The following is a 26,421-nucleotide window of genomic DNA, read 5'->3' as shown; positions in this document are numbered from 1 at the left end:
TTTTGAAAAAAAGACATTGCCTTTTTGTTGTATAAAAAAAGCAAAAAGGAGGTTAATCATGCTGCAAATTAAGAATCTGTCAAAATGCTTTGAAGATCTGGAAGTTTTAAAAGATGTAAACCTGTTAGTAAAAAAGGGTGAAGTAGTGGTGATTATAGGACCTTCCGGATCTGGCAAAAGTACGCTTCTGCGCTGTGTAAACTTACTGGAGAGCCCGACAGGGGGAGAGATCCTGTATCAGGGAGAGGATATTACACATCTGGGGAAAAAGGTCACAGATTACAGGAAGCAGGTGGGTATGGTATTTCAGAGGTTCAATTTGTTTCCGTTAAAAAATGCACTGGAAAACGTAATGTATGCGCCGGTCAAACTCAATAAGGTTCCTGTAAAAGAAGCAAAAGAGCAGGCTCTGGACCTTTTGAAAAAGGTGGGTCTGGAAAACAGAGCCCATGCATATCCGACCGCACTATCAGGAGGGCAGCAGCAGCGTGTCGCCATTGCCAGAGCTTTGGCAATGAAACCAGAGATACTTCTCTTTGATGAGCCCACCTCTGCTTTGGATCCTGAATTGGTAGGAGATGTGCTGGAGGTGATGAAACAGCTGGCAAAAGAGGGAATGACCATGATTGTGGTCACCCATGAAATGGGATTTGCCAAAGATGTGGCAGACCGTGTGATCTTTATGGATGGCGGGTATGTTGTAGAGGAAGGCTCGCCACAGGACATATTTACCAACCCAAAAAATGAAAGAACCAGGACATTTCTGTCCAGAGTGTTATAGGGAGGTGAAGGGATGGAATTAAATTTTGGAAAAGCAATTCACACACTGGGACCCAGCCTGTGGGGAGGAGTTGGGATTGTTCTTTATATTACCCTTTCGGGTTTCTTCTTTGCATTAGTGGCGGCACTACTCATCGCAATGGGGCGTCTCTCCAAAAACAGGGTGCTCAGCCGGGTCCTGTCGGTTTTCATAGAGCTGGTCAGGGGAACGCCGCTGCTTGTACAGCTTTTTTATATATATTATGTTGTTCCCACGTTGTTAAACGGGATACTCGCCATGGCAGGATACCAGACCAACATACAGCTGAAGGCATCTACCTGCGGAATCATAGGATTTGCAGTTAATTATGGATGTTACATGTCAGAAGTTATCCGTTCTGCAATACTTGCGGTGGACCCTGGGCAGAGAGAGGCTGGGCTTGCACTTGGGTTTTCAGAAGGAAAGGTAATGATTCATTTCATTATACCTCCGGCTCTCAGAAATTCTGTACCGGTATTTGGAAATTATCTGGTTATGCTCATAAAGGATACGTCCCTGCTGGCAATGATTTCAGTGCAGGAATTGCTATTGCGCACAAAAACCTATGCATCTCAGACGTTTCTTACAGTAGAAGCGTATACTCTGCTGGCAGTTGTTTATTTACTGCTCAGTATTCCACTTTCCCAGATAACCGGGATTCTGGAACGGAGACTGAAACGTATGCCGTAACCCTTAGAAATTATCATATAAAAAGAAAGGCAGGAGAATTATGAAAAAGAAATCAGGATTAAGAATGGCTGTACTGGGAGTGCTGGCTGCAGTTTTATTAGCAGGCTGCGGTGTTTCTGGTGATGGTCCGGGTCAAAAGCAGGCGGCCTCCACGGAACAGGGAGCAGGAGAATCAGCCATGCTAAAGAAAATAAAAGAGAAGGGATATATTCTGATTGGATCTTCCAACGACGCTCCATTTTGCTATAAAGATGTGGAAAGCGGACAGTTAAAAGGAATTGATATCGAAATCTTAAAAGAACTGTGCAGCCGCCTGGGTATCGGAGATATTAAAATGAAGGAAATTGATTTTTCCAATCTGCTGGTGGAACTGAATAACAGCAATATTGATATGGTTGTGGATGGAATGTATGTAAAGGATGAGAGACTGGAAATAGCGGCATTTACTGATAAATGGTATCAGGAGGGAGAGGCAGTGGTAATACCAGCTGATTCCGCTGTGAAAAGCAAAGAGGATCTAAATGGCAAGACAATCGGTGCACAGCCAGGCACTGCATTTTATGAAACAGCACAAAAATGGCTGGATGAAGGAAAAATAGGCGAGCTGCTTGCTTATGACAATCAGGCAACGCTGATGACAGCGGTTAACACAGGAAAGGTTGACGCAGTTGTGACAGATGGAATTGTTGCCGGCTATACGCTTTCGGCAGACAGCTCTTTAAAGCTGAAGCTTCTGGCTCCCTATGAGGCAGAAGCCAGCGGACAGATCGGAGCTGCGGTCCGTTTTCAGGATAAGGATTTCCTGAATGAAGTAAATCTGTGCCTGAATGAAATGAAAGAAGACGGGACGCTGTTAAAAATAATAAAATCCTATGGGCTGACGGATGATTATTTTGTTAACGCCAAGGACGGGAAAACTAAAAATGTAAAATAGTGCAAATACAAAGAAGAGAGGCATTTATATGGAGTTTCAATATTACCTGCCGGTTAATCTGGTATTTGGAAGGGGAACGGCAGATTTAATCGGAAAAAAGGCAGCCAGACTTGGAAAGCGGGCCCTTATTGTGACGGGTGGCAGGAGTACGAAGGCATCCGGTCTTCTTGCCAGAACACAAGAATTGCTTAAAAGGCAGGGAGTATCGTCTGTGTTGTTTGATAAAGTTGAGCCCAACCCCCTGACCACTACGGTCTGTGAAGGGGCTGGTATCGCAGTGGAGGAAGCATGTGACCTTGTTGTTGCTCTGGGAGGAGGAAGCAGTCTGGATGCAGCGAAGGGAATCGCCTTCCAGGCAGTTAATGGCGGCGATATTAATGAGTATATTTTTGGAAAGAAGGTCAGCGATAGGGCATTGCCTGTACTGGCAGTTCCAACGACCTGCGGAACCGGAAGTGAAGGCAATGGATTTGCGGTAATGACCAATCCGGATACGCTTGATAAAAAATCACTCCGGTGCAGTGCCATAGTACCGTCATGCTCCATCATTGATCCGCTGCTGATGACCACCATGCCGCAGGCAGTTCTGGCATCGGTCGGCTTTGATGCTCTCTGCCATAACATGGATGGATATCTGTCTTCCATAGCTCAGCCGCTTACCGATATGATGGCTTTGGAAGGAATCCGGCTGGCGGCGGACAGCCTGATAAAGGTCTGTCATAACAGGGAAGATTTAGACAGCTGGGAGAAGCTGTGCCTTGCAAGTACACTGGGCGGAATGGTGATCAATACAGCGGGAGTGACCGCACTCCACGGGATGGAACACCCGGTCAGCGGACTTAGAAATGCGGTTCATGGAAGAGGGCTGGCGGCGCTTGCTCCTTATGTCTATGAAGCATCCATAAAAGGTTCTCCGGATAAATTTGCAGCCATGTCAAGGCTGCTTGGAGGAAAGGATGAATCTGATTTTGTCAGTCAGATCAGGAAACTGATTGCAGAACTTCATTTGACAGAAACCTTAGGAGAGATGGGAATCAGAGAAGCAGACGTACCATGGCTGACGGAAAACTGTATGAAGATCTCAGCCGCCAGTATTGCCAATCACCCCGTCATCCTGAATCGGGAAGAGATCAGCTGTATTTATACAAAATCAATTTAGATGCCGTACCATGGCAAAAAGGAGGATCATATGCTGAGAGATGCATTACCGGAAATAAAAATGCCTCTGCCGGGACCGAAAGCTGAGGCCGTTTTAAAACGTAGAAAGGAAGCGGTGCCAGATGCCATTAAATCGGTATATCCCTGCGTAATCAGCAGAGGAGAGGGTGCTATGCTGGAGGATTTGGATGGTAACCGGTTTCTTGACTGGGTTGGCGGAGTAGGTGTATTAAACATTGGTTACAGTCATCCGGAAATTATAGAAGCGGTTAAAGAACAGGCAGATCAATATTTTCATGGTATGATGAATATTGTCACACACGAAGGCTACATAAAGCTTGCGGAGAAAATGAATGAAATTGTTCCGCTCAAAGCAGAAAAAAAGAAAACTATGTTTGCCAATTCCGGCGCTGAGGCGATAGAAAATGCAGTAAAAATTGCAAAGTCCTGCACAGGAAGGCCCAATATTATTGTTTTTTCAGGGGCATTTCATGGAAGAACGCTTCTTGCTGCGACGATGACGGCAAAAAAAGCATATGCGTTCGGGACCGGACCTTTTCCAGATGGAGTTTACCGCGCAGAATTTCCGTATCTGTATAGAAAACCAGAGGGATTAAGCGATGCCGCAGCAGTTGGATATTATATGGAAAAACTACAGAAGGTATTTGAAGAAGCCTCTCCTGCAGAATATGTGGCGGGGATTGTGGTAGAACCGGTGCAGGGCGAGGGCGGCTTTGTTCCAGCTCCCATAGAATGGGTTAAGGCTTTAAGGACCATTTGTGATGAGAAAGGGATTCTGCTGATTGCAGATGAGGTCCAGACTGGTTTTGCACGTTCCGGCAGGATGTTTGTATCCGATTACTGGAAGGATGCCGGCTGTGCTCCTGATATTCTGGCATCAGCCAAATCAATTGCAGGAGGATTGCCCTTAAGTGCAGTCACTGCTGCGGCAGAGATCTTTGATGGTGTAAAAGGCGGAATTATAGGCGGCACCTTTGGAGGGAATGCGCTGGCGTGTGCCTCTGCATTAAAGGTAATAGAGCTTATGGAACGAGAGAATCTGTGTTCCCGTTCTGTTGAAATCTCAAATTTATGCAGAAGCAGATTTGAATTATGGAAAAACAGATTCAAAGAAGTAGGTGACGTAAGAGGAATCGGCTGCATGATGGGGATTGAGTTTGTAACGGATAAACTGAGTAAACAGCCAAATGCAGGACTGGTACGTGAAATTGTTGACTACTGTGTCCACCATGGCTTAATTGTGGAAAGTGCAGGCGCCTATTCCAATGTGATCCGCTTTTTATGCCCATTAGTCGTAACAGATACACAGCTTGAAAGCGGGCTTGCAATTTTAGAATCTGCAATTGAGGCATGCACAGAAAATTCTTTAAAATAAATATATATAATTTTCAGGCAGCAGGGTGTTTCATCGTCCTGCTGTTTTGTCATCCGGAAAAAATGAAAGATTTTCTTACAAATATTTCCAAATGGGTGAAGATTGACTGATTCAGATTGACACATGGTATCATTTGTCATTATAATAAAATAATGTATGCTTTACATATAACTGGAAATAAAAATACGGAAGTGTATTATGGGAGAAACAGATGAAAAAGTATAAAAAAGCTGGTAAGTGGGCAGTAGTACTTGCCAGTATTCTGGTGATTGAATCGTTTACAGGAGCGGTATCGCCATACATAGATACGTATGCTTATACGAATAAGACGGCAACGGTGAATGCCACAACTCTGAATGTGAGAAGCGGACCTGGAACTTCCTATTCCATTGTTACGAAACTGGCCAATGGAGCATCCGTTACCGTGGTCAATGAAAAGAACGGATCAGACGGAGGTCTTTGGTATGAAATACGGTTTAACAATTCCAATGGACAGACGGTGACAGGCTATGTTACAAAAAGCTATCTGAAATTTTCGGCGGTTTATACCAGTGATGCAGATTTTGAATCAAAATTGTCGGCTCAGGGGTTTCCTGAAAGTTATAAGGTACGTTTAAGAGCGCTGCACGCCCAATATCCCAACTGGGTGTTTACTGCCCAGAAGACCAATCTGGACTGGAACACTGCTGTGAAGGAAGAAAGTCTGGTAGGTAAAACTCTTGTGCATACAAACAGTATGTCATCGTGGAAGTCTACGGAGAACGGGGCTTATGACTGGGACAGCAGTACCTGGGTAGGATTTGACGGAAGTACCTGGGTTACGGCATCAGAGGATATTGTCAAGTATTTTATGGATCCCAGAAATTTTCTGGATGAAACCAATGTATTTCAATTTTTGACGCATACGTATGACAGCAATAAGCATACACTGGAAGGATTAAATGCCATGGTCAGGGGGACATTCCTGTCTGGAAGCACTGCCAATACCGGCACTTCCCAGGGAGGCTCACTCACTCCGCCGGATGGAGGATCATCCACGGATCCAGGGAATGCTGCGGGTCCCGGAGCCAATATTGGTCCTGGAGGAAAAACAGAGACTGAAAGCTCCTCTTCCGGTAATGTAAGCCTGGAATCACCTCAGGCATCTATTACGCCCAACCATGCAGCCATTCTTATGGAATATGGTCCTGGAGCAAGTCTTACCGGACCATCTGGCAATGCACCTGCGACAGGAACCACAACAGGAAGCTCTGCCTATACCAATATGATTATGAATGCGGCAACCCAGTCAGGAGTGAATCCATATGTACTGGCAGCCATGATCATTCAGGAACAGGGTTCTGCAGGTACAGGCAAGAGTATATCCGGTACAGAACCAGGATATGCCGGAGTCTATAATTTCTTTAATATAGAAGCATACCAGTCCGGCAGCATGACTGCTGTACAGAGAGGTCTTTGGTGGGCATCCCAGACAGGCAATTATGAACGCCCCTGGAATACGCCGGAAAAATCAATTTTAGGCGGTGCACTATATTATGGTAATAACTATGTAAAAGTTGGGCAGGATACTTTTTATCTGAAGAAATATAATGTACAGGGGGCGAATCTGTATAAGCATCAGTATATGACCAATGTACAGGGGGCGGCATCTGAGGCTGCTGTATATTCAAAAGCATATAACAATGAGATGAAACAGACCGGACTTGAATTTAAAATACCGGTTTATAATAATATGCCCGAAAATCCCTGCAGCCAGCCAACGGGTGACGGCAATCCCAACAATAAGCTGTCAGGGCTTAGCGTGGATGGATTTGTTATGACGCCCAGTTTTGACCGGGACACCAGAGAATACAATCTGATTGTGGATTCTGGTGTGACCAGTATTAAAGTAAATGCTTCTGCGTTAAATTCTGCTTCTTCCATAAAAGGAACGGGGACAATAGCGCTTCAAAGCGGCAATAATGATATTAAAGTTTCAGTTACTGCGCAAAATGGTAATGTAAGAGAGTATATCCTTCATGTGGTCCGCCAGGCCAATGGACCTACCTATAGTTCAGGAAACAATAACCAGCCAGGTTCTGTTTCTTCAGGCGGAAACAGTTCTTCGGGTGGCAGCAGTTCTTCAGGAGGCAGCTGGGGACCAGGAGCTTCTGGTTCCAGCTCAGGTAATGACGCAGGAACCCCAGGCGGCAGCAATATCACAATAGCTCCGGATGGTTCTACCGGAACATCAACGCAGACTGGTTCCACAACAGCAGCACAGTCAACTGCCGGTGAAGGACAAAAGGGCCCCGGTGTTAAAAGCCCTGCACAGACCCAGGCTCAGACACAGGCGCAGACTCAGGAACAGTCCCAGACCCAGCAGCCAGCTTCTTCCACAACTTCAAAAGGAAGCGGTGATATAAACGGAGATGGGAAAGTTAACAGTCTGGATGTGCTGAAGCTGCAGCGATATCTGCTGGGGCTGGAGAAATTACCGGAAGCAGGAAAAGCAGCAGCCGATTTAAACGGAGACGGAAAAGTAAATTCTCAGGATCTTCTTCTTTTGCAGAAGAAAGTACTTAAAATGTAAGTTTATCAAATAGGAGACAATATGAACAGGAAACTAAAAAAAATAATCACCAGCCTTATACTGGTTTGCATGATGGCTGTAATAAGCCCTTGGGGCCACATTGTATCCTTTGCATCGGAAGCTAAGATCTCATTTTCCGATCCTTCCGTTATGGTAGGCAATGATGTGACCGTGAATATGAAAGTGACCAGCGATACCGCGCTGGGAACTGCGGAGATCATGCTTTCTTATGATCCCGGAATTCTGGAGTTTGTAAGCGGAACCAGCGCAAACGGCGGAGCCGGAGCGATTAAGATACTTGGAACCATGAATTCCGCAGATCAGAAATCGTTTCAGTTTACGCTGAAATTTAAGACACTGAAAGCAGGAAATGGAAAGATTACGGTTACTTCGCAGGAAATCTATGATGTGAATTCCGGAGCTGTTACCGTATCGAAACAGGGCAGCTCCACTGTTAAGGTAACATCACCTGCAACGTATTCAAAGGATGCAACACTGAAGTCTTTAAAGATCTCGCCCGGAACCTTATCCCCTGAGTTCTCTGCAAAAGTAGACAGCTATACTGCCGAGGTTGATGCCAATACAGCGGATCTGATTGTCAACGCAGTGGCTTCCAATGCTGGAGCACATGTAACTCTTACGGGAGAGAAGGGCTTAAAAGCAGGAGAGAATCAGGTTGTAGTCAAGGTGACTGCGGAAGATGGCCAGACAATCAAGAATTATACGATTAAAGTCACGAAACCGGAAGGCGGGGAGACAACTCCGACAGCCAACCCTGGCGGAGAGACTGGAGAAGCAGAGTTTAGTTCCGCCTCTGTAACAATTCATGATATTGTATACCGCATCGCATCTTCCTTTGATGAGTCCACACTTCCGGAAGGCTTTGAAGCCACAACTTATCAGTATAAGGGAACTGAGGTGATGGCTGGTAAGGGGCTTGAAAAAGATATACTTTTATTGTACTTAAAGGATGAAGGCGGCGACGGCGGTTTCTTTATCTATAATGAAGGCGCGGACAGCTGGTCACAGTTCGTTGAAGTAAAAACTACGGAAAAAGCGGTTGTAATTATCCCTCTGGATGGAGATGCCGCTGTTCCGGAAGGCTTTAAAGAACAGCAGATTGAAATTGATGGCATCAAAGTTACCGGATGGGTGCCCAATACAGAATCAAAGGCAGAGTATTGTCTGTTCTATGGTATGAACTGGAACGGAGAAAAGAATTTCTACCGCTATGATCTTTCTGAAAAGACGGTTCAGAGATATTTTGCTTCCGGTGTTACCAATGACAAATATGTGGAGCTGGCGCAGACTTACAGTGACCTGCTGAAGGATTACCACCTGCAGTTCTATATATTGATTGCAGTCAGCGTACTTGCATTAGCATTACTGGTTATTGTCATTTTCCTGATTAAACGAGGCAGCGGACCTGATCTAAGACCTGATGAACCCCTGCATGATAATCAAAGGAAGGACGAGCCCAGAAGCCGCAGAGAAAGCCGGACGGAGGCTGCACCGCCTGTAAAGGTGAAACGCTACAGCAGAGAGGAATTCACAGAAAGAGAACGGACAGGCAGATTTAATTCCGGTTTTGAAGATGATATTATGGACGAGCCTGATACGTTCATACCCAGGACAACTGCTTACGAGGAAGAGGACGATTTTATGGAAGAGTCCAGCCTGGAGGAGATGGAGCAGAATTTAATGCCTGGAGTAAGGACACATCAGACGCAGCCGAAGGATAGGAAAGTCAATTCCAGAAGGAATCCAAAGATGGATGAGAATGAGGATGATGACTTTGAATTCCTGGATCTGGATGACTGATTAATGATATAAGATAAAACGAAAGCGCCCTTACGGGTGCTTTCGTTTTATCTTGACTCAGGCATCTGCTATTGAAAAGCGTAAAGTGGTTTGTTATAATGATTTTCTAAAAGAAAAAGAATATTGCCATTTTTAAACTGCATTTTAAGATTTGGCATATAATATATATTGAAAAATGAATTATCGTGTGCTATTATGTGTATAACAGATATAACGAAAGATGGTGAAAAGATGATATTGCAGATTGATTTTAACAGTGATGAAGCGATTTACATTCAGCTTCGGAACCAGATAATCATAGGAATCGCCACGGAAAGTATAAGAGAAGGAGACCCCTTGCCTTCCGTGCGCCAGATGGCCGATAACATAGGCATTAATATGCATACGGTAAATAAGGCGTACTCTGTACTCAAACAGGAGGGATTTGTGAAACTGGACCGCCGGAAAGGAGCGGTTGTTTCCCTTGATGTAGATAAAATGCAGGTTCTTGATGAAATGCGCAGGGATTTAAGTGTTGTATTAGCAAGAGGCATCTGCAAAAATATTTCGTGTGGTGAGGTTCACCAGCTGGTTGACGAGATTTTTCAGTCTTTTATGAAAAGCCAGAGATAACAGTGATTCCCAGGATTGGAGGTTCTATATGTTGTGCGAGAGATGTAAGATTCGCGAAGCAAATATTCAATATACGGAAGTGGTGAATGGTGTAAAGAAAGAACACCATTTTTGTGCCCAATGTGCAAAGGAAATGGATTTTGGTGTATATGCAGCAATTTTTGATGGGGAATTTCCCCTTGGTAAGCTGCTGTCAGGTCTTTTAGGCATAGAAGATAATGAAAAAGAACCTGATAAGCTGTCACAGATTGCCTGTCCATCCTGCGGCACCAGCTACAGCGAGTTTGTGAAGGACAGCAGGTTCGGCTGTGCAGACTGCTATAGCGTTTTTGGTCCTTTGATGGAGGACAGCATTAAGCAGCTGCAGGGAAATCTTATCCATACAGGTAAAACACCTGTGTATCAAAAAATGGATCATATGAACCAGCGTGCTGCGGAGGATGAATCCAATACCGTATCCAATGAGATTTCTGAATGGGATGCGAAACTAAAGGAAGCACTCCGTTTTGAGGATTATGAGACTGCTGCTGTTTGCAGAGACCGGATCAAAGAACTCAGGGAGGGGAATGAAGGCGATGCTTAAATGGTTTGAACAGACTGACAACAGCCGGTGCGGAGTGGTTAGCAGCCGGATCCGTCTGGTCAGAAACTGGAAGGAATATAAATTTCCCTCTAAACTGGATGAAAAGGACAGCAGCGAGATGATTCACCGCCTGGAATTCGGTTTAAAGGATTTGAATGAAGAGATTGGAAAGCCGCTGTCTTTTTCCATGCTGGAGGACTTAAACGAACTGGACCGGGTGGCATTAAAGGAACGAAGAGTACTAAATAGTTCCATTGCTGCAAAGGTGTCACCTGTGGGAATTCTGCTGTCAGAGAATGAGGATACAGGGATTGTCTTTAACGGAGATGATCATATCCGGGTACAATTGTTAAAAACCGGTCTGCATCTGGATGAACTCTGGGAGCAGGCGAATCGGATTGATGATTATATGAATGAACGTTTTCCATATGCATTTGATGACCGGTACGGCTACTTAACGGCTTTTCCTACGAACGTAGGAACCGGACTCAGGGCATCGGTTGTGGTACATCTTCCCATGTTATCCCAGGGACGGAAGTTTTCTAGCCTGATTGGAGAGATGGGACGGTTTGGAGCTGCTGTACGTGGTGTTTATGGAGAAGGAGAAGATAATTTTGGTGCTCTTTATGAGGTCTCCAACCAAAAGACACTGGGACAGACTGAGCGGGAAATTATTGATACTGTTACAAAGGCGGCGATACAGCTGGCCAACCAGGAGATGCAGGTAAGAAAGTTATCCCTGCAGCGGCGGAAAATTGAGCGGGAGGATGAGATATATAAGTCCTATGGTGTGCTCAAATATGCCAGAAGACTGACCTCCAGAGATGCCATGATATTCTTGTCACAGATGATGGCAGGACTGGAAGATGGTCTGATTCATACAAAGGAAGAGTGTAACGTTTACCGCCTGATGTTAGGCATCTGGCCGGCAAATCTGCAGAGAATATCCGATCGCCCTCTGAACAAAGAGGAACTGGACATGGCGAGGGCGGAGTTCATCCGGGAGAAGCTGCCGGAATTAAATTGACAGGAGGAATGCATTTATGATAGACAGATTTACGACAAAGGCCAGAACAGCCATTAATCTGGCAGAGCAGGCAGCAGGCCGGCTTGGGCACAGTTATGTGGGAACAGAGCATCTGCTTTTAGGACTGTTAGAGGAAGGCAGCGGTGTAGCAGCCAGAGTGCTGATTGAGAATGGCGTCAGGGAAGATAAGGTGCTTGGGCTGATCAGCCAGCTGATCGCTCCGGACCAGGCTGTAAGAATAAGAGAAGATGGGGGCTACACGCCAGGTGCCAGAAGAGTGCTGGAAAACAGTTACCGGGAGGCAGTTCGTTTTAAAGCCAATTTAATCGGTACGGAACATCTGCTTATTTCTATTATCAGGGATAATGACTGCGTTGCCTCCAGACTTTTAAATACCATCGGTATCAGCGTTCAGAAGCTTTATATTGACGTTCTGGCTGCCATGGGAGAGGATGCACCTGCCAATAAGGAGGAACTGATGAAGTCTTCCAAAGGGAAAAGCAGTACACCGACTCTGGACAGCTACAGCCGTGATTTGACAGAACTGGCTGGAAATGGAAAGCTGGATCCGGTAATCGGAAGAGAAGCGGAGATTACACGCCTTATTCAGATCTTAAGCCGAAGAACAAAGAATAACCCATGTCTTATCGGGGAACCTGGTGTTGGGAAGACGGCAGTTGTGGAAGGACTTGCCCAGATGATCGCATCGGGTGAAGTGCCGGAGACAATTGCAGGGAAACGGCTTCTGACTCTGGATTTATCCGGTATGGTGGCAGGTTCCAAATATCGCGGAGAATTTGAGGAACGAATTAAAAAAGTGATTGCAGAGGTGATAGAAGATGGTGAGGTACTTCTGTTTATTGATGAGATTCACACCATAATCGGAGCTGGAGGAGCAGAAGGGGCGATTGATGCATCTAATATCTTAAAGCCATCCTTAGCCAGGGGGGAACTTCAGTTAATCGGTGCAACCACCATAGAGGAATACCGCAAATATATTGAAAAGGATTCTGCTCTGGAACGGCGTTTCCAGCCTGTAAAAGTGGAAGAACCTTCGGAAGAGGCAGCGGTTGGTATATTAAGAGGCTTAAAAGGCAGATACGAGGATCATCATAAGGTAGTGATTACCGATGATGCGATTATGGCAGCGGTGAAATTATCCGCCCGTTATATCAACGACCGTTTCCTTCCGGATAAAGCCATCGATGTCATTGATGAGGCTTCCTCTAAGGTCCGCCTTGCTACGTTTACAGAACCGCCGGAGATCAAGGCATTAGAAGCAGAGATCGAGGTGCTGGAAGATCAGAAGGAAGCTGCCATTAAGGCAGAGGCCTATGAGAAGGCAGGAACCATAAAAAAACGGCAGGAGAAAAAACGGGAAAAGATAGAAAAGATCCGTGATAAATGGCAGAAAGAAAAAACCTCCAGAACGCCTGTGGTAGATGAAGTGGAGATCGCAGATGTTGTATCGACCTGGACAAAGATCCCGGTAAAGAAACTGGAAGAGGGTGAAAGTGAGCGCCTCAGGAATTTAGAATCCATCCTTCATGAACGGGTGATCGGTCAGGAAGAAGCAGTCACTGCCGTTGCAAAAGCTATCCGAAGAGGAAGAGTAGGATTAAAGGATCCCAGACGTCCCATCGGTTCCTTCCTGTTTCTGGGACCTACCGGAGTTGGTAAGACGGAACTGTCCAAAGCCCTTGCAGAAGCAATGTTTGGCATGGACAGTGCGCTGATCCGTGTTGATATGTCTGAATATATGGAGAAGCACAGTGTATCCAAAATAATTGGTTCTCCTCCAGGATATGTAGGGTATGATGAAGGCGGTCAGTTGAGTGAGAAGGTCAGAAGAAATCCTTACTCCGTAATTCTTTTTGATGAGATTGAAAAGGCCCATCCGGATGTATTTAATATACTGCTTCAGGTTCTTGATGACGGTCATATTACAGATGCCCAGGGCAGAAAGATTGATTTTAAGAATACTATAATTATCATGACTTCCAATGCCGGAGCTGAAAACATCATATCACCAAAACGTCTGGGATTTGGAGCTGCAGCCGATGAAAAAGCCGACTATAAGCTAATGAAGGACCGGGTTATGGAAGAAGTCAAGAAGCTTTTTAAGCCAGAATTTATTAACAGAATTGATGAGATTATTGTGTTCCATCCGCTCAACAAGACTCATATGAAGGACATTGTAACCATCATGATGAAGGATATTACGAAACGTACATCGGATCAGATGAGTATCACAATTGAGATTGATGAGGCAGCGAAGGATTATCTGATTCAGAAGGGCTATGATGAAAAATACGGTGCAAGACCCCTGCGGCGTACCATTCAGAGCAGTTTAGAAGATAAGCTTGCAGAAGAAATCCTTTCCGGAGCGGTAAAGTCAGGCGACACAGTTAAGATTACAGCAGGAGAAGACGGTTTGAAATTTTCTGTCAGAGAACTGATAAACAGCTAGCCATTTTCCTGCAGTTCGTGTATAATAATTACAAGCGAAAGGATCTTTTTATCGCCAACAGGGATAAGTAAAGAAAATACTAGGAGGGCAAACCAATGCCGGTAATTGAAGAATTAATCCGCACAGAAAAGAACGGTACAATCAGCTTCGGTAATTACAAATTAGGAACAAAGTCAAAATTACAGGATTTTGAGCACGATGGTGATTTATATAAAGTTAAGACATTTTATGAGATAACCAAGCTGGAACGTAACGGCATGTTTGTATACGAATCCGTACCAGGTACTGCAGTAGAGATGTTTGCAGTTTCAGATAACGGAGTGGAATTTGAAGTAGAAGGCGATAAGGACGCTCAGCTGACAGTTCAGCTGGCAGAAGACACGGAATATGAAGTCTTTGTGGACGGCGCAGCAGCTGGCGGCATGAGAACCAATATGAGCGGGAAGCTGTCAGCCAGTGTGGAACTGAACGAAGGAACACCAGTGAAGGTAAAAATCTGCAGAAAGTAATGAAACTTCAGTCCGGGTCCGGCTCTTTTTCAAAAAGAGATTGGGACCCGGACTTTTTTCTATGGCGAGGAGGGACCAATGGCAAAAGGAAAATCAACCGCATTTTTTTGCAAAGAATGTGGTTATGAATCTGCAAAATGGCTGGGGCAGTGTCCGGGCTGTCATGAATGGAATACATTTGTGGAGGAACCGACAGCAAAAACAGAAGCATCCGGCAAACGGGGGATATCAAGGCTGAAGGCTGAAGGCGGGAGAGGCGAGGCGGTAAAGCCTGCCAGACTTTCGGAGATTGTGCTTGATGAGCAGGACAGAATGAAAACGGGGTACGAGGAGCTGGACCGGGTTTTAGGCGGAGGTGTGGTGAGAGGCTCTTTAATCCTGGTTGGTGGTGATCCGGGTATCGGAAAATCCACCCTACTTTTGCAGGTATGCAGGAATCTGGCGTTATCAGAGAAAAAAGTATTATACATATCAGGTGAAGAATCTTTAAAGCAGATAAAACTTCGGGCAAACCGCATCGGAGAAGTAAGGGGAGAACTGCTTTTTTTATGTGAGACCAGTCTGGATCTTATCGAAGCGGCCATTCAGGAGGAAAACCCGGATGTTGTGATTATAGATTCCATTCAGACCATGTTCCGGGAAGAGATTTCATCTGCCCCGGGCAGCGTAAGCCAGGTGCGGGAATCCACAAATCTGCTTATGCAGATTGCAAAAGGGAAAGGAATCGCCATCTTTATCGTAGGGCATGTAACGAAGGAAGGTGTAGTTGCCGGTCCCAGAGTGCTGGAGCATATGGTGGATACGGTTTTATATTTCGAAGGGGAGAGAAGTGCGTCCTACCGGATTATACGGGGAGTAAAGAACCGGTTTGGTTCCACCAATGAGATCGGTGTATTCGAAATGATAGAAAGCGGACTGGCAGAAGTAAAGAATCCTTCTGAATTTATGCTCAGCGGAAGACCTGAGGATGCGTCAGGAGCAGTGGTAGCCTGTCTGATGGAGGGAACCAGGCCGATACTGATTGAGGTGCAGGCGCTTATTACTCCCACCGCCTTTGGTATGCCAAGGCGTACAGCAGCGGGCACGGATTACAACCGTGTGAATCTTCTGATGGCGGTTCTGGAAAAAAGAGGACATTATGATCTGTCTCATTTTGATGCGTATGTTAATATCACCGGCGGTCTTCGTATGAATGAGCCGGCACTGGATCTGGCTATTCTCATGGCGATAGTTTCAAGCATGAAGGACCGGGCCATTGATTCCAAAACCATCATTTTTGGAGAGGTGGGATTATCAGGAGAAGTGAGAGCTGTTTCCATGGCACAGCAGAGAGTGAATGAGGCAAAGAAGCTGGGATTTCATACCTGCATTCTTCCGAAGATTTCTCTGGATAAACTGGGACCTGTGGAAGGAATTAAGCTGCTTGGTGTGGAGAATGTGAGAGAAGCCATTGCGGGGATATCTAATTGACATAAACGGATATTCTCACATGCGCAGGCATAAGTCCCGGGCATCCGCCCGGGACTTTGTCTACATTCTGAGCTGTTAATACCATACCTGCATATACTGTTTCAGTTAGAATTCTTATATCTTTTCCATACTAACAAACTATTTAAAAATGAGCTAAGAAATAATGTAAAACATATCAGTGCTTACCACTCTAAATTTTTTTGCAATTTTCGTTCATTATTTCTTCTTAAACGTATATTGTTTCATGAACTAACAAACATACCAGTTTTAAAGCACAGTTGTGCATTTTCCTAGATAGTTGCAGGCTTTGCCTGTAAACTGAGACAAGTTACAAAAACCCGTCCTTTTTTACGGTACATTAATAAAAAATGACAAAAAATATAATAATACAGCTAAATATTCATATATAACCTGACGCTTTCGTCTGCTAAAATATAATTATCATGCAACATCAAAAATGATATTTTACAAGGAGGAAGTACTATGAGAAAAATGTATTTAAAGCGTGTTTCTGCTCTCGTGCTGGCCGGTCTCATGGCAGCGTCTGTGGTTGGGTGTTCCGCAGGGAAGAAAGAGGAGACTACTGAGGCTGCAGCGGAGCAGACCACAAAAGCAGAGGAAAAAGAAACAGAAGGACAGACGAAGCAGGCTGCAGGAGGGGATGCTGTAACGCTGCGTCTGGTACACTATATGGGAGAACAGTCCAAACGTGATGCACTGGATGCCATGCTGGAAGCATTTAAAGCAGAATATCCAAGCATTAATGTTGAAGTAGAGGTTGTGGCATCCTCTTCCTATATTGCTACTTATAAAAATTACATTGCAGCAGGAGAAGCTCCTGATATCATGTTCGGAAAGCCACAGACAATGAAAGAATTCGTTGACGGCGGATACTTCATGGATCTTTCCGGAGAAGAGTGCATGGAAAATGTTCTGCCAATGCTGAAAGATGAGTGTACAGTGGACGGAGGCGTTTACGGATTCCCACTGGATGCACAGGTAAAGGCATGCTTCTACAATAAAAAGATGTTTGAAGAAGCGGGAGTAGAGGTTCCAAAGACCAGAGAAGAGTTATTTAAGGTTGCGGATACATTTGAAGAAAAAGGAATTAAACCGTTTATTCATCCATATAACTTTATTCATGGAGTATTCCATGAATTAGATTCCTTCTATACATCTATGGCTGCCGGCACAGGCAATCAGACAGTTTGGAAAGATTCCCAGAAGGGAACAAAAGAGTTATCCGATAACGCAACAGTAAAAGACGCTTTGGAGATGTTTTCCAAATTTGCATCTTATAAAGATCCGGGAGACACTGCAGTTGACCAGACTCAGGGAATTCAGAATTTTGCAGCAGGTCAGAGACCGATGTACATGAACGGCGGCTGGCTGATGGGCGATGTTATCGCTGCAAGCCCAGATGGTGAGTTCGGCATGTTCCCTACCCCATGGTCAGATAAACCAGAGGACAATAAGCTTTGGGTTGGTATTGACGATGTATTTGTTGTATCTTCCCAGACAGAGCATAAGGATGAGGTTATGGCATTACTCAGCTTTTTCGCCAATGAACAGTCCTCAAAGATCTGGATGGAAACTGCTAAGCTTATGACCAGCAATGTGAATGTGTCAACGGATGATTCCGATGAATTCATTAAGGAAATCAAATCTTATATTGATAATGATATGATTGTATCCAAGAGTCAGGTTCCGGATTATACATCTGAGTACAACACAGCATTCCGTACCAAGCTTCAGGAGTTTGTCACATTAGATGACAGCCAGCGTGATGTTACCAAGTTGCTTCAGGACATTGATTATGAGATCGCATCCATTCGACAGTAGTTTTTGAAGTAATGATATAAATTCAGAAAGTCAGGGTGGCAGTGTAGCGGGAGCTATATGACTCCCTGGCTTTTCTATTCCCAGGTTGGAGGCAGTATGAACCGAAAAATAAAAAAACAGCTTCAGGAGTTTACTTTTATTATACCTGCACTGGTTTTGTTTACAATCTTTGTAGCATATCCGTTTCTGCAGGGATTTCCTATTTCTTTTACGAAATGGGATGGCATGAGTCCGAACAAAGCATATGTGGGAATGCGAAACTATTTGAGAATCTTTCAGGATGCAAATGTTAGGAATGCGGTTAAGAACACGTTGCTGTTTACGGCTGTTACAATGGTTTTTTCCAATTTGTTCGGTTTGTTGTTTGCCCTGATGATTTCTAAAAAATCAAAATTAAATAACGTTTTAAGAACCTGTATCTTTATGCCTTACTGTTTAAGTCTTGTACTATCTTCCTATATCTGGCGATACGTTTACAGCGATGTGTTTTATGACAAATTAAGTATAGCCAGCCCGCTGGGGAGTACGACCTGGGTAATGATCGGACTTGCAGTCATATCCGTATGGAGAGATGCAGGATACTGTATGGTAGTTTATATTGCTGCGATCCAGGGAGTATCCAAGGATTATTATGAAGCAGCAGAACTGGAAGGTGCCACTTCATGGCAGAAATTCAAGGCAATCACATTTCCCATGATCGCTCCTGCGGTTACCGCTAATTTTACTCTTCTGCTTGCATGGGGAATGAAGGTATTTGATTATCCCATGGCAGCCACAGGAGGAGGCCCGGGAAGAGCGTCAGAAACGGTGGCAATGCTGATTTATAACAATCTGTTTACTTATTTTAAGGCAGGTTATGGCCAGGCGATCGCAGTCGTATTTACCATTTCTATTTTTGCAGTCAGTACGCTGGTTTCAAAAACATTAAGAGCCAGGGAGGTGGAAATTTAATGAGTAAGAAAGTTCAGAACTATTTGGCCTTGTTTGTGAAGGCGGCCATTACGCTGCTTGTGATCAGTCCTTTTTATATCGCGCTGATTTATTCTGTAAAATCAAAGCAGGAAATGGTAACAGACCGTCTGGCATTTCCCAAAACCGTACACTGGGACAATTTTACCAGAGCCATAGAGACCTCCAATTTCGGTCTGGCACTGAAAAACAGCCTTCTAACCACCGTGTTTGCAGTTTTATTTATTACATTGACCTGCACCATGGCTTCCTATATTATCGCAAGGAAAAATAACCGTTTTTATAATCTGATTTACTATTTTTTTGTGGGTGCCATGATCATTCCTTTTCAGTCCATCATGACTCCGCTCTATATTGACATGACAAGGTGGAAGCTGTTAAATACCCTGCATGGATTTGTTTTTGCTAAAATCGGCTTTCAGATTGCATTTACGGTGCTGCTGGTTTCGGGATTTGTAAAAAGTATACCAAAGGAATTAGAGGAAGCTGCTTCCATAGACGGAGCGGGTATGTATTCGGTTTTCTTTCGGATTGTATTTCCTCTGATGAAACCTATTGTTCTGACTTCCATCGTATTAAATGCACTGAATGTGTGGAATGATTTTCAGATGTCTCTGACATTGCTTCAGCAAAAGCAGGTACGCAATATTCCCCTGACGCAGTATTTCTTCTTTGGGGAAAACAGCATCGAGCTTGGGCTGGCGTTTGCGCTGTTTATACTTTCTGTCATCCCTATATTAGCGTTATATCTTATGCTGCAAAAATATATTATCGGGGGAATTACCCAGGGTGCAGTAAAAGGATAAGGCCATAATCAATGCTCTGAACTGGCGTTGACAATCTTTTTCCAACTTGCTATAGTGGGAAAAGACAGGGGGTTGAATGATGGAATCAGCAGAGAAACGCATTCATTTCAGAAAGACGCTTTATTTTAAAATGATTGCGGTGACAGCATTATTGGGATTAACATTTCTGGGAGCTTTAATATGTATTTATCATGTTACCTGTAAATGGTTTAAGACAGAGCTGACGTATCAGTCGGACACATTAACGGAACAGATTTGCAAAAATGTGGATATTTCCCTTACGGAACTGATGGAAGGAACGATTCCATTAACTGCCACAAACCAGCGACTGACTCCGCTGCTTCGTACAGTGACGGGACCAGGCGGGGAACCCGATCCGTTTTTAAAACCCAGGGTGAGAAAACAGCTGGAAGAAATACTCAGTACCAACTATGATATTAACTGGGTGTCTGTTGTTGATATAGCTGATACGGTATATCTGGCATGCAGAGACAGCAGACCGAAAGAAGGCAGACCAAACGAAGAATCGGTACGGAAGCTGTTTCATGAGAATCAATCTTATGTAGCACAGCGCCCTGGCAATACCATATGGACAGGCAGTACCAGTGAAGACGGAATCATTGTAATGCGGTATTTGTTTGATGAGAATACCATGAAATTCAGCGGCTGTGTGATTGCAGAGCTTAAAAATACCGTTCTGAAAGATATATTCCTCGAGATAGACAGCAGTAAAGTGGGGAATTTTGCGCTTTATGACATGAATGGCAATCTTTTGTTTACCACAAGCGAGCGGAATGGTTTAAATGCCCGTACACTACGGTCAGAAGATAAGGAAGGGTATTTATATGCCGAGTACCAGATCAACAGGGGAAGGCTTAAGATTTCCCATGAGGTAGACTTAAAAGCTAAGAACAGACGGTTTTCGGACCTGCTTTATTTCGTGTCTTTTATCGGACTGTTTCTTTTCGTACTAATTATTATCTTCTTATGGCTGATGTTTGGGAATATGGCCAGCAATCTCCGTATCCTGTTGCGCAACATTACGCGGGTATCAAGAGGGAACTTTGAGCTGGAGCCCACTTCATTTGCCAAAGGGGACCAGATGGACCTTTTGTCTGAACATATCAGCCAGATGGCGGGGCATATTCAGACTCTGATGGACCAGATCAGAAGCGCGAAGGAGATTCAGCAGCAGAATGAATATAAGCTGCTGGAGTTTCAATACTATGAGCTGCAGGCTCAGATCAATCCGCATTTTCTGTTTAATATTCTCCAGTCCATTCATGGAATCGCACAGATTAACGGAGATCACCAGGTAAGCAGGCTGATCGGTCTGCTGGCCCGTTTTTTCAGAAGAAACATAGAGCGAAGCAGGAGCACCTGCAGTTTAAATGCAGAAATTGAATATATTAAAAATTATACGGAGCTTTATAAAAACATTTATCCGGACAGGCTGGAAGTGGAATGGCATGTGGATGATTCACTTCTTGACATAATGGTTCCAAGCTGTATCCTGCAGCCCATAGTGGAGAATTCACTTGTCCATGGAATGGAACCGAAGATCGGGCTTTGCACTGTCCGCATTTCTGTTTACAGTGAAGATGAGAGGCTAATAATTAAAGTATGGGATGATGGCCTTGGCATTCCTCCGGAAAAGCTGGGAACATTATTTGAGACAAATGAAGCCAATAAACGGATAGGGATAAAAAATGTAAAGGATCGGATACAGCTGATGTACGGAACTGATTACGGTGTGTGGATTGAATCAGTTTATCTTCATTTTACAGAAGTCAGACTGGAATTTCCTTTGTGTTAGTTAAGGGGAGGGGGAATGTTATGTACTCGGTATTAGTTATAGATGATAATAAGATAGCGGTAACAGCAATCGTAAAATCCACCAACTGGGAAACATTTCATTGTGAAGTAACTGGTGTCGCTTATGATGGAATCTCGGGTTTGGAACTGATTCATAAAAAAAATCCGGATATTGTAATTATTGACATTCAGATGCCAGGATTCAATGGGCTTGATATTATAGAAAAGATCAAGCAGCAAAAGCCTGACATTCAGTTTATTATAATATCTGGCTACAATCAGTTTGAGTATGCACAGAGGGCCATCCGGTATGGAGCCAGTGATTTTCTGCTGAAGCCTGTTATGACGGAGGAGTTAGAGCAGTCACTGGAAAAGGCGGCTGGAATGTTACGGAAAAAGGAACGGCTGGAAACAGAGAAGGTGCCGGATACCCTGGAAGAGAGGATTCGGTTTATCAGGCAGAAAAAACAGGAATATTCAACCGCAGTCTCAAAGGCGCTTGAATATGTTGACCAGCATATCCACCATAATATTTCTCTGGGGAGTATCTGCCGGGAGCTTTTAATTTCCACTTCTTATTTCAGCAAGTGCTTTAAGAAAGAGACTGGGGTTGGATTTGTTAATTATGTTACCATGGTAAAAATGGAAAATGCCAGAATTCTTCTAAAGAATCCCCAGAACCGGGTGAACGAGGTGGCGCACATGCTGGGATACCGTGATTACTCTTATTTTTTTCAGGTATTTAAAAAACAGTTTGGCTATGCACCCAGTGATATTAAGCTTTACAGTAAGTAGAAAGAAGGACAAACGGATGAAATTACCGGAAAATAAAAGAAACCTGCCCTCTGTACTGACCTGTATGGATGGAACAGAGGTAACGGATTGGGAAATATGGATGTCAAAACGCAGGCCGGAGCTTTTGGAGCTTTTTCGCAGAGAGGAATACGGCCGTCTTCCGGATATGAGTGATGTTGAGCTTCATATTCGTGTGGCAGATTCCAGGCAGTCGGAGGAGATCCTGGAAGGTCGTGCAGTCAGAAAGACCGTAGAGGTTCTGGCGGTCCGTAAGGGAGTACATTTCAGCTTCTGTTTCGTTGTATTCATTCCTGTCGGTTCCATTAAACCGGTTCCGGCTTTTGTGACCGTATGCAACAGGGGAATCAAGGACAGTGATCCGGCCAGACATTTTTTGAGCCCGTTTTATCCGGTTGAGACGATTATTTCCAGGGGATATGCCTGCGCAGCTTTCCGCACCCAGGAGATCTCCCCGGATTATGAGGAAGGTTTTACAACCGGATTTTCAAGGCTGTTTCCTGAGTTTGTAACGGACAGGCCGGACGATGCATGGGGTGCAATCACCGCATGGTCCTGGGCTGCAAGCCGGATCATGGATTATTTTGAGACGGAGCCGCTGATTGACGAAAAAAGAGTGGCACTGGTGGGACATTCCAGAGGAGGTAAGACGGCCCTTTGGGGAACTGCCCAGGATGAGCGTTTTGCTATGGCTGTCAGCAGCTGTGCAGGAAATAGCGGAGATGCATTGTCCAGAGGAGCAAAAGGGGAGCGAATTAAAGATATTGTAACCCGTTTTCCTTACTGGTTCTGTAAGAATTATCAGAAGTACATAGATAAGGAAGAGACACTTCCGTTTGACCAGCATATGCTGGTTGGATTGATTGCTCCCAGACTGGTATATACCTCCTCCAAAACCTATGATAAATGGGCAGATCCACAGGGACAGTTTGAGTCCCTGGTACAGGCAGACCCGGTGTACCGCCTGTTTGGGATTGAAGGCGTGGAGACCGATGAAAAGCCTCTGCCGGAGCAGCCGCTTTATCAGGGAAGGATCGGACATCATTATAAGACAGGGAATCATGATATGGATGAATATGACTGGAATTGTTATTTGAATTATGCGGATATTCATCTATGAGAACTGACTAAGAATAGAGACTATATTTATTTTACAAAAACAGGGTAGAAATCTGTTGTTCGGATTTCTATTCTGTTTTTTTGTTTCATAATGAATATTTCAAATTTGATTAATTGTGTTAATTTTAGAGTACAACGTGTATAATATTGGAACTTGGATTGAAAAAAATAATATAATATATATACTAATAGTTAGGAACTTAAGGGGAAGCGAAGGGGAAAAAATTAATGAATTATAATAAAAATAGTAAAAGTATAAAAGAGTGGCTGCTATATATTTCTTTTTTTATAGTATCTGTATTATATGGAAAGTTGGTATCCTTAAATAGCATTAGAAATTCAGAACTGTTAAATAAAGCAGAAATCGGACTTGAATGGCTTTTTTACAGCATGATTATAATTGCTGCATTCTATGGCATTCTTCAATTAATAAAAAAAGGTTATACACTGGAGAGTATGTGGTTGTTTACCGGAATTTTTATTTTATTGTTATTTTTAGGAGTATATCAATTTGAGTTATTATTCAAATATTATAATATAGTTCTGAATAATGTGTTGTTTCATGATATTATGATTAGTCGTGTATTCTCAATCATATATGCGGTTTTTTTGTTGTATTATATATCAAAAAATAAAAATGGTAACAAGAGTAATGGTTTAACCAGAACGGATATCATTGTTTTACTAATGCTATTAATCCTTCCTTTACTTTGAAGTTTCAATCTTTATCTTTTTAAGAATGTCATTGATGGGGTACAGAGTAATAAGACTTCCATAATAACACAGATCGTTTTCTCTGATAACATGCATTATGCCGAGAAGGCAGTTAAAGGGGAGGTGATTATTTAAACCATTCATTTTATACCGCTAATATAAATTTACTGTATAGTATTATGTTGAATTTTTCATATTCAGCCATATTTATATTATTTTTGATTATTTATTTTTTGAAAAAATTAATACAATCATTCACAAATTAAAGAGATCAATTCGTTTAATAAACAGTCAACTTTCTGCCTTAGCAGAAGACATCGCTCAAACCTCTAAAAAGTACAGTAATTTATCGCTAAATATGATGGTTATCGGAAAGTGCTTCCTTCACTATAATAGTATTATTAAAGTGAGAAACACATGGGGGAATGTGGAATATGAGATCTTCGCTATCAGGAAAAACTCCAAAAAGTACGGTCCGGAGCCGCAGATTATTCTATTGCATTGTGCCATTCATCATTCTATGTTTTCTGTTTTCCTATTTTCCGCTTTACGGATGGATTTATGCGTTTTTTGACTATAAGCCGCCGTTAAAGCTGTCCCAGTGTGAGTTTGTGGGCTGGAAATGGTTTACAACGCTGTTTGCCAACAAAACCCAGGTGGGACAGATGGTGCAGGTTATGAAGAATACCTTTGCCATGAGTCTTCTTAGTATAGCCACTTCATTTCTGCCGATTGGGTTTGCTGTTTTTCTAAATGAAATTCCATGCAGGTGGTTTAAAAATCTGGTGCAGACGCTGACTACACTGCCCAACTTCATCAGCTGGGTGCTGGTATACTCAGTGGCATTCTGCCTGTTTACTGACAGCGGTATGGTCAATACCTTTTTCCTCAATCACGGGCTGATCCAGGCACCTGTTAAATTTCTTGACAGTGATACACATACGTATCTCTGGATGATGCTGTGGAGTCTCTGGAAAGGGCTTGGCTGGGGAGCCATTATGTATCTGGCTGCCATAGCAGGGATTGACCCTGAGCTTTACGATGCAGCCCGTGTAGATGGCGCCAATCGGTTCCAGTTGATGAAAAGCATCACAATTCCCTGTCTGCTCCCCACGTTTTTCGTACTGTTAATGCTGTCCATCGCTAATTTTTTAAACAACGGCATGGACCAGTATTATGTATTTCAGAATTCTTTTAATAAGACCCATATCCAGGTGCTGGATCTCTATGTATATAATATCGGCATGACAGGAAGCAGCTTGTCACTGGCAACGGCTGTCAGTATGCTTAAAAGTCTGGTCAGTGTAACCCTGCTGCTGATGGTAAATTATGTTTCAAAAAAAACCAGAGGAGAGACCATTATTTAGGAGGGAATTAGGTGAAAGTTTTATCTGTGAAACGAAAAAAGGCAAAATTGCGTGATAGAATCTTTTACATCGTTAATTATCTGATGTTTGGCATCATCACTCTGATTTGTGCATACCCGTTTTATTACATGATTATTAATACCGTCAGTGCAAATGATCTAAGCGCCAACGGATTTATTAATTTTCTGCCAAAGGGATTACATCTGGAAAACTACAGACAAGTGCTGGGGCTGCGTGGACTTTCTGCAGCAGCAGTGGTTTCCATTGCCAGGACAGTTTTAGGAACTGCGTGTACCGTATTTACCTCTGCTTATTTAGGTTTTATGTTTACACAGGAGAAAATGTGGCACAGGAAATTCTGGTACCGGTTCTTTGTGATTACCATGTATTTTAACGCAGGACTGATTCCTATGTTCATTACCATGAAGACGCTGCATCTGACTAATTCCTTCTGGGTGTATGTAATCCCCACCGTCGTACAGCCATTTTATATCATACTGGTTAAAACGTATATTGAGTCGATTCCAAAATCGCTTCAGGAAGCAGCAGAGATTGACGGGGCTGGAATCTTTACTGTTTTTGCAAAGATTATTCTGCCTGCAGCGCAGCCGATTATGGCGACTGTTGCCATATTTGCAGCAGTTTCCCAATGGAACTCCTTTCAGGATACGTTAATTTATGTGACCGACCAGAAACTGTATTCCCTGCAGTATTTACTGTATACCTATATTAATCAGGCCAGTTCCCTGGCAGCAATGGTGAGAAGCGGAGGGACAGGTGCAATAAGCGGGGCAGCCCTTGCCAGCCAGCAGACGCCTTCCTCCATACGAATGACGGTTTCGGTGATTGTAGTGCTTCCGATTCTATTTATTTATCCCATATTCCAGAGATTTTTTGTAAAAGGTATCATGATTGGTTCCGTGAAAGGTTAGGAG

General features: G+C 43.7%; 22 protein-coding genes. All 22 read left to right on the top strand.

From position 1 onward, the window contains the following. Positions 1 to 58 precede the first annotated feature (58 nt). The 22 genes from CRO04_RS07645 (at position 59) to CRO04_RS07540 (ending at position 26,418) form a co-directional block, all read left to right on the top strand. The gene (locus CRO04_RS07645; protein WP_097003645.1) at positions 59 to 781 is read left to right on the top strand and encodes an amino acid ABC transporter ATP-binding protein; all 723 of its coding nucleotides are present in this window, start codon (positions 59 to 61) and stop codon (positions 779 to 781) included. Positions 782 to 793: 12 nt separating this feature from the next. Beyond that, a complete protein-coding gene (locus CRO04_RS07640; RefSeq protein WP_097003644.1) occupies positions 794 to 1,489 on the top strand; it encodes an amino acid ABC transporter permease in 696 nt (231 codons plus the stop codon). A 40-nt stretch (positions 1,490 to 1,529) separates the two neighbouring features. Continuing rightward, entirely contained in the window at positions 1,530 to 2,423 is an 894-nt protein-coding gene (locus CRO04_RS07635; protein ID WP_097003643.1) for a substrate-binding periplasmic protein, read from the top strand. Between the two features lie 28 nt (positions 2,424 to 2,451). Then, positions 2,452 to 3,582: an iron-containing alcohol dehydrogenase gene (locus tag CRO04_RS07630; protein WP_097003642.1), complete on the top strand. Its 1,131-nt coding sequence runs from the start codon at positions 2,452 to 2,454 to the stop codon at positions 3,580 to 3,582. Between the two features lie 30 nt (positions 3,583 to 3,612). Then, positions 3,613 to 4,977: an aspartate aminotransferase family protein gene (locus tag CRO04_RS07625; protein WP_097003641.1), complete on the top strand. Its 1,365-nt coding sequence runs from the start codon at positions 3,613 to 3,615 to the stop codon at positions 4,975 to 4,977. Between the two features lie 211 nt (positions 4,978 to 5,188). Then, the gene (locus CRO04_RS07620) at positions 5,189 to 7,549 is read left to right on the top strand and encodes a dockerin type I domain-containing protein (protein ID WP_097003640.1); all 2,361 of its coding nucleotides are present in this window, start codon (positions 5,189 to 5,191) and stop codon (positions 7,547 to 7,549) included. A 21-nt stretch (positions 7,550 to 7,570) separates the two neighbouring features. After that, complete coding sequence (locus tag CRO04_RS07615; protein WP_097003639.1) at positions 7,571 to 9,370, top strand: cadherin-like beta sandwich domain-containing protein; 1,800 nt, start codon at positions 7,571 to 7,573, stop codon at positions 9,368 to 9,370. A gap of 231 nt (positions 9,371 to 9,601) precedes the next feature. Further along, on the top strand, positions 9,602 to 9,982 hold the full coding sequence (locus tag CRO04_RS07610) for a GntR family transcriptional regulator (protein WP_097003638.1): 381 nt from the start codon (positions 9,602 to 9,604) through the stop codon (positions 9,980 to 9,982). 28 nt (positions 9,983 to 10,010) lie between these two features. Continuing rightward, complete coding sequence (locus CRO04_RS07605; RefSeq protein ID WP_097003637.1) at positions 10,011 to 10,565, top strand: UvrB/UvrC motif-containing protein; 555 nt, start codon at positions 10,011 to 10,013, stop codon at positions 10,563 to 10,565. Continuing rightward, complete coding sequence (locus tag CRO04_RS07600) at positions 10,558 to 11,592, top strand: ATP--guanido phosphotransferase (RefSeq protein WP_097003636.1); 1,035 nt, start codon at positions 10,558 to 10,560, stop codon at positions 11,590 to 11,592. Before CRO04_RS07605 ends, CRO04_RS07600 begins: the two co-directional genes overlap by 8 nt. Before the next feature lie 16 nt (positions 11,593 to 11,608). Next, positions 11,609 to 14,062: an ATP-dependent Clp protease ATP-binding subunit gene (locus CRO04_RS07595; RefSeq protein ID WP_097003635.1), complete on the top strand. Its 2,454-nt coding sequence runs from the start codon at positions 11,609 to 11,611 to the stop codon at positions 14,060 to 14,062. Between the two features lie 95 nt (positions 14,063 to 14,157). Beyond that, complete coding sequence (locus CRO04_RS07590) at positions 14,158 to 14,571, top strand: endosialidase (protein WP_097003634.1); 414 nt, start codon at positions 14,158 to 14,160, stop codon at positions 14,569 to 14,571. A gap of 78 nt (positions 14,572 to 14,649) precedes the next feature. Further along, positions 14,650 to 16,041, top strand: coding sequence for a DNA repair protein RadA (gene radA / locus CRO04_RS07585; RefSeq protein ID WP_097003633.1), 1,392 nt, complete (start codon positions 14,650 to 14,652; stop codon positions 16,039 to 16,041). 483 nt (positions 16,042 to 16,524) lie between these two features. Beyond that, positions 16,525 to 17,883, top strand: a complete 1,359-nt coding sequence (locus tag CRO04_RS07580; protein ID WP_097003632.1) for an ABC transporter substrate-binding protein — start codon at positions 16,525 to 16,527, stop codon at positions 17,881 to 17,883. A gap of 96 nt (positions 17,884 to 17,979) precedes the next feature. After that, the gene (locus tag CRO04_RS07575) at positions 17,980 to 18,834 is read left to right on the top strand and encodes a carbohydrate ABC transporter permease (protein WP_097003790.1); all 855 of its coding nucleotides are present in this window, start codon (positions 17,980 to 17,982) and stop codon (positions 18,832 to 18,834) included. Beyond that, a complete protein-coding gene (locus tag CRO04_RS07570; protein WP_097003631.1) occupies positions 18,834 to 19,658 on the top strand; it encodes a carbohydrate ABC transporter permease in 825 nt (274 codons plus the stop codon). Before CRO04_RS07575 ends, CRO04_RS07570 begins: the two co-directional genes overlap by 1 nt. Before the next feature lie 76 nt (positions 19,659 to 19,734). Continuing rightward, positions 19,735 to 21,474 carry a sensor histidine kinase gene (locus tag CRO04_RS07565; protein ID WP_242974377.1) on the top strand — a complete coding sequence of 580 codons (1,740 nt, stop codon included), beginning with the start codon at positions 19,735 to 19,737 and terminating at the stop codon, positions 21,472 to 21,474. Between the two features lie 20 nt (positions 21,475 to 21,494). Further along, positions 21,495 to 22,268: a response regulator transcription factor gene (locus tag CRO04_RS07560; RefSeq protein WP_097003629.1), complete on the top strand. Its 774-nt coding sequence runs from the start codon at positions 21,495 to 21,497 to the stop codon at positions 22,266 to 22,268. A gap of 16 nt (positions 22,269 to 22,284) precedes the next feature. Beyond that, the gene (locus tag CRO04_RS07555) at positions 22,285 to 23,406 is read left to right on the top strand and encodes an alpha/beta hydrolase (RefSeq protein ID WP_097003628.1); all 1,122 of its coding nucleotides are present in this window, start codon (positions 22,285 to 22,287) and stop codon (positions 23,404 to 23,406) included. A gap of 227 nt (positions 23,407 to 23,633) precedes the next feature. Further along, the gene (locus tag CRO04_RS07550) at positions 23,634 to 24,119 is read left to right on the top strand and encodes a hypothetical protein (protein ID WP_097003627.1); all 486 of its coding nucleotides are present in this window, start codon (positions 23,634 to 23,636) and stop codon (positions 24,117 to 24,119) included. A gap of 434 nt (positions 24,120 to 24,553) precedes the next feature. Beyond that, the gene (locus CRO04_RS07545; RefSeq protein ID WP_330400800.1) at positions 24,554 to 25,486 is read left to right on the top strand and encodes an ABC transporter permease; all 933 of its coding nucleotides are present in this window, start codon (positions 24,554 to 24,556) and stop codon (positions 25,484 to 25,486) included. Between the two features lie 11 nt (positions 25,487 to 25,497). Continuing rightward, a complete protein-coding gene (locus tag CRO04_RS07540) occupies positions 25,498 to 26,418 on the top strand; it encodes a carbohydrate ABC transporter permease (RefSeq protein ID WP_330400799.1) in 921 nt (306 codons plus the stop codon). The last annotated feature ends 3 nt before the right edge of the window (positions 26,419 to 26,421 follow it).

It is taken from the genome of Lacrimispora amygdalina (assembly GCF_900205965.1).
In the GTDB taxonomy this organism is placed as follows: Bacteria; Bacillota; Clostridia; order Lachnospirales; family Lachnospiraceae; genus Lacrimispora; species Lacrimispora amygdalina_A.
This window is presented reverse-complemented; position numbering and strand designations above follow the sequence as displayed.

Bases quoted from the DNA above. Each gene is read 5' to 3' on its own strand.
- CRO04_RS07645 (WP_097003645.1), top strand. From the start codon at position 59: ATGCTGCAAATTAAGAATCTGTCAAAATGCTTTGAAGATCTGGAAGTT.
- CRO04_RS07640 (WP_097003644.1), top strand. From the start codon at position 794: ATGGAATTAAATTTTGGAAAAGCAATTCACACACTGGGACCCAGCCTG.
- CRO04_RS07635 (WP_097003643.1), top strand. From the start codon at position 1,530: ATGAAAAAGAAATCAGGATTAAGAATGGCTGTACTGGGAGTGCTGGCT.
- CRO04_RS07630 (WP_097003642.1), top strand. From the start codon at position 2,452: ATGGAGTTTCAATATTACCTGCCGGTTAATCTGGTATTTGGAAGGGGA.
- CRO04_RS07625 (WP_097003641.1), top strand. From the start codon at position 3,613: ATGCTGAGAGATGCATTACCGGAAATAAAAATGCCTCTGCCGGGACCG.
- CRO04_RS07620 (WP_097003640.1), top strand. From the start codon at position 5,189: ATGAAAAAGTATAAAAAAGCTGGTAAGTGGGCAGTAGTACTTGCCAGT.
- CRO04_RS07615 (WP_097003639.1), top strand. From the start codon at position 7,571: ATGAACAGGAAACTAAAAAAAATAATCACCAGCCTTATACTGGTTTGC.
- CRO04_RS07610 (WP_097003638.1), top strand. From the start codon at position 9,602: ATGATATTGCAGATTGATTTTAACAGTGATGAAGCGATTTACATTCAG.
- CRO04_RS07605 (WP_097003637.1), top strand. From the start codon at position 10,011: ATGTTGTGCGAGAGATGTAAGATTCGCGAAGCAAATATTCAATATACG.
- CRO04_RS07600 (WP_097003636.1), top strand. From the start codon at position 10,558: ATGCTTAAATGGTTTGAACAGACTGACAACAGCCGGTGCGGAGTGGTT.
- CRO04_RS07595 (WP_097003635.1), top strand. From the start codon at position 11,609: ATGATAGACAGATTTACGACAAAGGCCAGAACAGCCATTAATCTGGCA.
- CRO04_RS07590 (WP_097003634.1), top strand. From the start codon at position 14,158: ATGCCGGTAATTGAAGAATTAATCCGCACAGAAAAGAACGGTACAATC.
- radA (WP_097003633.1), top strand. From the start codon at position 14,650: ATGGCAAAAGGAAAATCAACCGCATTTTTTTGCAAAGAATGTGGTTAT.
- CRO04_RS07580 (WP_097003632.1), top strand. From the start codon at position 16,525: ATGAGAAAAATGTATTTAAAGCGTGTTTCTGCTCTCGTGCTGGCCGGT.
- CRO04_RS07575 (WP_097003790.1), top strand. From the start codon at position 17,980: ATGAACCGAAAAATAAAAAAACAGCTTCAGGAGTTTACTTTTATTATA.
- CRO04_RS07570 (WP_097003631.1), top strand. From the start codon at position 18,834: ATGAGTAAGAAAGTTCAGAACTATTTGGCCTTGTTTGTGAAGGCGGCC.
- CRO04_RS07565 (WP_242974377.1), top strand. From the start codon at position 19,735: ATGATGGAATCAGCAGAGAAACGCATTCATTTCAGAAAGACGCTTTAT.
- CRO04_RS07560 (WP_097003629.1), top strand. From the start codon at position 21,495: ATGTACTCGGTATTAGTTATAGATGATAATAAGATAGCGGTAACAGCA.
- CRO04_RS07555 (WP_097003628.1), top strand. From the start codon at position 22,285: ATGAAATTACCGGAAAATAAAAGAAACCTGCCCTCTGTACTGACCTGT.
- CRO04_RS07550 (WP_097003627.1), top strand. From the start codon at position 23,634: ATGAATTATAATAAAAATAGTAAAAGTATAAAAGAGTGGCTGCTATAT.
- CRO04_RS07545 (WP_330400800.1), top strand. From the start codon at position 24,554: ATGAGATCTTCGCTATCAGGAAAAACTCCAAAAAGTACGGTCCGGAGC.